The sequence below is a fragment of the Streptomyces sp. NPDC022910 genome (genome assembly GCF_055561075.1).
The window spans coordinates 1-7,322 of record NZ_JBVHHL010000124.1; the positions used below are offsets into that span (position 1 = coordinate 1).

At 66.6% G+C, this 7,322-nt stretch carries 8 protein-coding genes; 5 read left to right on the forward strand and 3 right to left on the reverse strand.

Going from position 1 to position 7,322, the window contains the following annotated elements; translation table 11 throughout:
- Both ACZ3TS_RS42175 and ACZ3TS_RS42180 read left to right on the forward strand, forming a co-directional pair.
- Positions 1–358: hypothetical protein (locus tag ACZ3TS_RS42175; protein WP_467628318.1), on the forward strand; the 358-nt coding region annotated here is incomplete at its 5' end.
- Positions 355–1,185, forward strand: coding sequence for a hypothetical protein (locus ACZ3TS_RS42180; RefSeq protein WP_467628321.1), 831 nt, complete (start codon positions 355–357; stop codon positions 1,183–1,185). The genes ACZ3TS_RS42175 and ACZ3TS_RS42180, both read left to right, overlap by 4 nt.
- Before the next feature lie 71 nt (positions 1,186–1,256).
- Here the strand turns inward: ACZ3TS_RS42180 and ACZ3TS_RS42185 are convergent, their stop codons facing one another.
- Positions 1,257–2,135 carry a hypothetical protein gene (locus ACZ3TS_RS42185; RefSeq protein ID WP_229850791.1) on the reverse strand — a complete coding sequence of 293 codons (879 nt, stop codon included), beginning with the start codon at positions 2,133–2,135 and terminating at the stop codon, positions 1,257–1,259.
- Positions 2,136–2,220: 85 nt separating this feature from the next.
- On the opposite strand from ACZ3TS_RS42185, the gene ACZ3TS_RS42190 reads away from it, so the two are divergent.
- Positions 2,221–2,703: a hypothetical protein gene (locus ACZ3TS_RS42190; protein ID WP_467628324.1), complete on the forward strand. Its 483-nt coding sequence runs from the start codon at positions 2,221–2,223 to the stop codon at positions 2,701–2,703.
- A 304-nt stretch (positions 2,704–3,007) separates the two neighbouring features.
- Here the strand turns inward: ACZ3TS_RS42190 and ACZ3TS_RS42195 are convergent.
- A protein-coding gene (locus ACZ3TS_RS42195) for an IS3 family transposase (protein ID WP_467628327.1) occupies positions 3,008–4,260 on the reverse strand; the annotation gives its coding sequence in 2 pieces (ribosomal slippage) (positions 3,008–3,978 and positions 3,978–4,260; 1,254 coding nt in all).
- On the opposite strand from ACZ3TS_RS42195, the gene ACZ3TS_RS42200 reads away from it, so the two are divergent.
- Entirely contained in the window at positions 4,259–5,110 is an 852-nt protein-coding gene (locus ACZ3TS_RS42200; protein WP_467628329.1) for a hypothetical protein, read from the forward strand. The two genes, ACZ3TS_RS42195 and ACZ3TS_RS42200, sit on opposite strands and share 2 nt — an antisense overlap.
- Before the next feature lie 38 nt (positions 5,111–5,148).
- Complete coding sequence (locus tag ACZ3TS_RS42205) at positions 5,149–6,261, forward strand: hypothetical protein (RefSeq protein WP_467628331.1); 1,113 nt, start codon at positions 5,149–5,151, stop codon at positions 6,259–6,261.
- Positions 6,262–6,501: 240 nt separating this feature from the next.
- On the opposite strand, the gene ACZ3TS_RS42210 is transcribed toward ACZ3TS_RS42205, so the two are convergent.
- Positions 6,502–7,322, reverse strand: an 821-nt coding sequence (locus tag ACZ3TS_RS42210) for a DUF2399 domain-containing protein (RefSeq protein ID WP_467628334.1), incomplete at its 5' end; no start/stop codon positions are given.

A 7,322-nucleotide genomic window follows, 5' to 3' on the forward strand; every position in this document is an offset into this window, starting at 1 on the left:
CCCCCGGGCGAAGTGCACGCCGAGTTCCAGGAATTGCAACTCACGGCATGAATTGCTCGGCCAGACCCTGTCCGAAAAACGCGAGGCCCCTCAAACACCCCCGCCTCCAGCAGCGGCCACACGCCGCCCCCGCCCCGCCCTGCCCGCCGCGGACCGCATCGGCGACTACTCCGACGCCGACCTGCTGGCCCTGGCGTCCTGGCTGCTGAGCGACGGATTCCAACTCGACCGCGACACCCGCATCAACCAGGCCATCACCGAACTGGGCTTCAAAAAACGCGGCCGCGTCATCGTCGAACGCCTCACCCGGGCCTTCGAACAGGCCCAGCACACGGCAGACAGGGAGACCCCGCAGTGAAACCCCTCGACCCCCTCACCCTCGAACGCGTCGCCCGCCTCATCGTCGACATCGACGGCCCCTTCGAACGCCGGGGCTATCAGCTCACCCAGCTCCTCCAACGCGCCGGATGGCCCCAGCCCGCCGAGTACGACGGCTCACCCCGCATCCCCTGGCTCTCCGACATCCTCACCAGCACCGACGATGTGGCCGCCGTCAGCCGGCTGCTGTGCCGCATCTGCGACCCGCTCGAATACGACGACGGCCTGGCCTCGGCCGACCTCGTCCGCCAGACACTCAACACTCACCTCGCCGCCGAACAGCTCACCGTCACCTACGTCTCCGGACGCCCCGTCCTGGGCCAGCCCGGCACCGACGGCCACACCACCGTCTTCACCGTCCCCGACGACCTCGAAGCCCGCATACGGCCCCTCGTCAGCAGTGAAGCCTTCCTCCAGCAGCTCATGGAGCGCGTCACCGAAACCCAGATCTGCGAACAGCACGGCGCCTACGGCCTCACCCTCATCGGCATCGGCAGCTTCGCCGAAGCGCTGCTCCTGGACGTCCTCACCCACCGCGACCCCACCCTGCTGCAGGGCTTCGTCCTGCCCAACGGCAAGCTCGTGCCTCCCGAACGGACCAGCTTCTCCCTGTTGCTCGACACCGCTCGCTCCCGCGGCTGGATCCAGATGGACGCCCATGACTTCATGAAGATCGTCCGCGACTACCGCAACTTCGTCCACCTGCGCCAACAACAAGAACGAGGTGTCACACCCGACCGCGACACCGTCGGCATGTGCTGGGGCCCGGTCCTCGCCGTCCTCAACGACCTCGAGACCAGTCGCTAGCGCTTCGGCTGCGTCGTGTGCACCGCTATGCGTCGAGCGATCAGGCGAATGCGGCGGCCTGGCGAGCCCGCTCAGGGATTGCTGGCCTCCTGCTTGCGGCGTCGGCGCAGTTCGCGCTGGGCCTGGGCGCGGGCGCATTCGCGGGAGCAGTACTTCACTCCGGTGGTGCGGTGCTGGCGGTATGCGGCGCGGCCGCGCTGACGGACGAAGGCGCGGCCGCATCTTTCGTTGGCGCAGTGGTGGACGGTGGCGCCTTCGACGAGGTGGTTGTACAGCTGCAGGAACGCCACCGAGTAGACAGTGGGGTAACGGTCGGAGAGATCACCGATGCCGATGCTGAAACGCCCCAGAGCCCGGTTCAACACCTCCTCCAGCGAGGTGAGTTTGGCGTCGATGAGGATCTCCTGCAGCTCCTCGAGCGACTGCGGCCAGGGCTGTTCGCGGTGCCGGGTCTGTGATCGCAGGTCCGTCAGCGTCTCCTCGGTGACGTGCGGTCGGACGAGTTCTTCGAGGCCCCCCTCGCGCTGGCAGGCCAGCCATGTTGTGATCGCGTCCTGCGCGGTCCGCACGTAGATGGCCACCAGATCGCGGTGCACACCGAATGGGTAGGGCTGCTGCTCGCTGTCGGCTTCGGGGATGTCCTGCACCTTGTAGTACACCTCCTCGTTATCGAAGGACAGATCGTCCCGGTCGGCGCCGAAGAGGGGTCCGTAGGCCGCCATCATGCGGGCTGCCCCCTCGAGGTCGTCGTCCCGCAGCTCCATCAGCTCGCGCAGGTAGAAGTCCTCGGGCAGCTCCACGGCCGGGCGGTCCTCGAAGGGGACCGGGGTCCACAGGATCCAGTCGCCCTTGACACGCACGTTCTTGATGCGCCGCGTCAGGGGCGGGGCCGGAATGGTGGATCCGGGCCACAGCGTGGGACGAAAACGTGGGTCAACGTACTCCGTCATGGCGGCATCATAGCCGCTACGGTGGTAATACAAAAGAGTGGCACTTCGTACTACGCGAAGAGGTCGCGGACGAGGAGGCACAGCAGTGACCGACTGGCTGGCACGAAAGACCATCGGAGACCAGCACGAACACACCGTCAAAAACCCACTCGAAGCACGCGGCTGGACCGTCCACCCCTGCGGACAGGGCACCTACCCGGCACCCATCCAGCAAGCCCTGCGCCACACACCTTCGGCACTGCGCTACTTCCCCGACCTCATCGCAGCCCGCGGCAGCGAACTCGTCACCATAGACGCCAAATCGCGCATGCCCAGCACCACCTCCCGCAACTACGCTATCTCCCACAAGTGCGCCCTGGCAGGCCTGCAATTCATGGGCGTCCACGCGCCCGTGCCGCTGTACTACGTCCTGGGCGACCTCCATGTCCTGACACCCGCAGAGGTCCTCTACAACAGCTTCCACACCCTCCACCCCACCAACGGCGCCTACCATCTGGTCAGTAGCCAGCGGGCCTTACCCTTCGACGACGTCTTCGGGACCGGCACCACCTACGAGCGCGCTGCCTGACCCCGACAGGCCCCACCGAGCGCCCTTCCTGGAATCGAGCATCCCGAAAGTCCGCGTCGGTATCAGAGACCCTTGGCCAACGGGCGACAACACCGTTCGACTTGGCTCTTCTTCCACCGCTACGGGGGCGCAGGTCTGATGGAGCTCACCCTCATGCCGTGTGATCAGGAGCAGAATGGCGGCGAGGCGTTCGCCAGGAGAGGAGGGCCTGTGGACGTGGGGGAGAGGTGGGCGTACCGGGTGGCGCCACACCACGGACCCGTCGCAGAAGTCGAGGTGAACCGCCCCGGGTTCGGTAGAGATCTCAGATTGTGGTTGTGACCTGGGGGTTCGTGAGTTCCGTGTAGTAGTTGGCTTCGTACTCGACGGGCGGGATATGGCCTATCTCACCGTGGAGTCGGCGGTGGTTGTACCAGTCGACCCATTCGGCGGTGGCCAGCTCGACCTGGGAAAGCGTCTTCCAGGGCCGCTGGGGTTTGATCAACTCGGTTTTATACAGGCCGATCGCCGATTCCATCAGGGCGTTGTCGTAGGCGTCGCCGACTGAGCCGATGGACGCGGCTATGCCGGCGGCGTCCAGATGCTCGGCGAGCCTGAACGACGTGTACTGCGACCCGGCATCCGAGTGATGGATCAACTCGCCCGGTCGGATGGGTTGTTGGTCGCGGTCGCGTTGCCAGATCGCCATCTCCAGGGCGTCCAGGACGAAGACGGTCTCCTTGACGGTGGCCGCCGACCAGCCGACGATCCGGCGGGAGAAGGTGTCTACGACAAACGCGACGTAGACGGTGGCCGACCATGTCTTCACGTAGGTGAAGTCCGCCACCCAGCAACGGTTGGGGGCGGCGGCGACGAAGTCGCGGTCGAGACGGTCGGGAGCTCGCTCGACCTGCCCGCCGGGAAGCGTGGTGATCACACGCTTGCCGCGGACCGCCCCCTGGATGCCCATCTCCCGCATCAGGCGTTCGACGGTGCACCTGGCCACGAGGTGTCCCTGCCGGTTCAGCTCACGCCAGACCTTTCTCGCCCCGTAGACACGGTAGTTGGCGGTGTAAACCTGGCTGATCAGTTCCTTGAGCTGAGCGTCCCGCACTGATCGTGCGGACGGGGCGGCCAGTCGTTTCTTGTGGGCGTAGTAGGTGGAAGGGGCGATCTTGCAGTCGTGCTCGGTGAGCGTCCTGCAGATCGGCTCGACCCCGCCGAAGCGGTCCCGGTGCTCGTCGATGAACGCTACGAGCGTGTGTGTGGCCGGTCGAGCTCGGCCGCGAAGAAACTTGCCGCGGCCTTGAGGATCTCGTTGGCCCGCTTGAGTTCGGCGTTCTCCTTCTTCAGTGCCTTGAGCTGGGCAGACTCCTCCGTCGTCGTCCCCGGGCGCTGGCCCGCGTCGATCTCGTGCTGCTTCACCCAGTTCCGCAGCGTCTCGCGGGAGCCGATGCCGAGCTTCTCCGTCACCGCTTGCAAGGCGGCCGTCTCGTTCGGGTAGTCGTCGCGCACCTCGGCGACCATGCGCACCGCACGGCGGCGGAGCTCAAGCGGGTAACGGGAAGGTCGTGCCATGACTCGATCCTTTCATGAAATCGAGTCTCTATTCGAACCGGGGCGGTTCAAGGTCCTGAAGATGGGTACGCAACGCCCGGTGCGGGTCAAAGTCCGCTTCGTCGCGGAGGAAGCGGAAGGCCGACAGGAGTGGGTGCCGCCAGCCCGGCTGCGTGTCGCCTGGCAGGACAAGGACGCGTGGCTGGCCCGCGAGCAGCAGTGGAGCGAACTGACGAAAGACAGCCCGGACGACGAGGACCCTGCCTTTCGGGCGGTCGTCATCCTCTTCGACGAGCACCTGTGGGAGGGGCTGGTGTCCTTTGGTGTCAACTACCGTGACCGAGGCCTGTTGTACGTCGACGATGTCCCCGCGCTGGCTGCGCTCCTCGACGTGCCCGAAAGCTTCTTCTGCAGCGACCCACGTGCCTTCACCGACACCGACGGCGCGCTGACCGCGCCCTGGCCCACCACCGTTGACGTCGCACGACTCCTGGCCCGCACCCGGGCCGACCACCTGATGGCCGTCGTGGACAAACACGAATGCCAGGCACGCCAAGACGCGATCTACGGCCGCTACTACCCCGGCCGCGGCAAAAATCCCGGCACCCACATCAGCCCCGAGATCTGCGCAGAAGTCGACCGCAGCAACCAACCCGCCTACAACCTGCTGCGCCAATGGTGCGGCGCGGACGTGGTCGAAAACTTCGAAGAACTCAAGGCCCTGCGCGACGAAGTCCTCCGCATCGGCCAGCTCATGGAACAGGCCATCGGCAGCCTCCGCCAAGCCGGACAGGCCAAGACAGCCGACCGCTTCGAACGGGAACTCGGCATCCCCCTCGAGACGTTGCGCCAGGCCGAGCGCGACGACTGACACCCCCGACCGACCGGGCACCAACGACAGGAAGATCCGTGGCCCGCACCAAGCTCAACGAGCGCCAACTCGAAGTCCTGCGCCGCATTTGCCATGGCCAGACGCCCATCACCTCCGATGACTCCGACCTCACCGCGACCGTCTATGCCCTGCGCAATCGTGGCCTGGTCACCACAACCCGGGCCGACGGCCGCTGGAGCGCAGCCCCCACCGAAGCCGGCCACCGGAACCTCGCCCAAACCGACGCCACGCTCGCCCCACGCCCGAGCACCTCTGCTGCGCCGACGGCACCCGAGGCGGCGGAACTGATCAGCAGACTCCAGCAATCCGGCGGCACCCTGCACATCGCCAACCCCACATCGAACGAGCGGGCCCACTGGCGCCGCGCCCTGCATGCCGCACGCGCAGACCACCTGGTCCCCGACGGCCACCATCTCCAGCACACCGGACGCGACAAAGGCGACCTGATCATCACCCTGCGCCCCGGGCCACCGCCGCGACGCTCCACGCCCCCAGACGAGACCGTCCCCGTCCCCGACGACCTGCCAGCAGAACGCCTGCACCCCGCAGCCGCCACAGCACACATCCCGGCCTGTCCCGACTGCCAGCCCCGCGCCCGCCGCATCCTCCACGCCCTCTGCCACACAGCCGAAGCCAAGAACTACACCGTCAGCAACCCCGAGACCGGTTCAGCAGCCAGCCTGGTGATCACCATCGGCGACAGTTCCTTCCCGCTCTCCTTCCACGAAGGCTCCTACGAGGTACCCGACCCCAGCGGCGCGAAGTACGCCTGGCAACGCGTGACCGCGCGCACCACACGCCCATCCCACGAACTCGAACTCAGCCTCGAGCACACCTACGCCCATCGAGGCCGACGCTCTCACTGGGGAGACAGGCAACGCTGGCGCCTGGAAGACAAACTCCCCACCCTGTTCCGAGAGATCGCCCACCGCGCACACGCCGAGTACGAACGACGGCAGGCCCAGCAGCGCAAGGAAGAAGAGACACGCCAACGCTGGCTGACTGCGATGCAGCAGGCTCGCACTGCGCTTCTGGAAGACCACCGGCTGAAGGCCCTGCGCACGCAGGTACAGGCCTGGCAGGAAGCCACTGCCATCCGCGCCTACTGGCATGACAGAGGCTGCGTTTGAAGGATCGTATATGTCCGTGACGTGACAGGTTGGTGGGGGGCTTGTCGATCAGGTCGCGCTCGTGTGGTTGTTGATGTGGCGGACGGTATCGGCGGGTGCGCTGTTGGCTGTCCAATACCGCCTGCACCACACCCGAGCACCTCATCCAGACCATCTGGCACGGCATCGTCTCCACCTCATCGACGGATGCCGCACCGGGACCGGACTGTCCCTCACCCCCAACGACTTCATGAGTCAAGCTCAGTAGGTGGAAGCGGGTGGGAGGAGGCGGTCCAGAACGGCGTCGTGTTCTTGGAACACCACCCGCCCCACGTTGCGCAGTTCGCGGGTGAGCTGCAGGTCGATGTCTTCGGCGGGGAGCGGGCCCAGTATCACTGCGGACGGGCGGGTTCCGGCGTCGTGGAGTGTGGCCAGGTCCATGGCGACGAGTGTGGCGCCGTACAGGCGGGCGACGGTGTGCGCGATGGCGAGCCCCGGCCCGTCCAGGTCGCCTGCATACCGCAGCGCCACGCCCTGGTCGACGGCGAGTTGCAGTAGGGCGTGGTCGACGGCGCGCAACTGTCCGCTGGTGCACGCCAGCGGCGCGGTGTGGCCGCAGGTGAGGGCGGCTTCGAGGACGGAGGGGTTTTCCACCACGGTGAGTACCTGGGTCGGGTCCAGACGTGGGGGAGTGCGGGTCAGGTCGAACAGGTGCAGCGCGACCGGGGCGACGGCGTCGCGTAGGCGCCGGTCGACCGGTCCGTCGCCGATGGCCTGGACGTGGTGGAGCAGCACGGTGGCGGTGAGCCGGTCAGGGACGACTCCGGTCTGCTCGAGCAGGGCACGGATGCGGTCCGGCCGTGTCGGCTCCACCTGTCCGGTCAGTTCGGCGACCAGTGTGACGAGCCGGCTGCCGGCGAGGGTGTCGAGGTCGAAGAAATGGGGATCGCCAGCGGTGTCGTGGGCGAGCTTGGGCAGCGAGACCGGACCCTCTCTGTCAGCCTGTGGTGAGACGCCCTTCTGTGAACGTTTAACCTGAGAGGGCACGACAGGAGATTGCACACCCATGAGCAGTAGTGAAC

Bases quoted from the DNA above. Each gene is read 5' to 3' on its own strand.
- ACZ3TS_RS42200 (WP_467628329.1), top strand. From the start codon at position 4,259: ATGACTCGATCCTTTCATGAAATCGAGTCTCTATTCGAACCGGGGCGG.
- ACZ3TS_RS42185 (WP_229850791.1), bottom strand. From the start codon at position 2,135: ATGACGGAGTACGTTGACCCACGTTTTCGTCCCACGCTGTGGCCCGGA.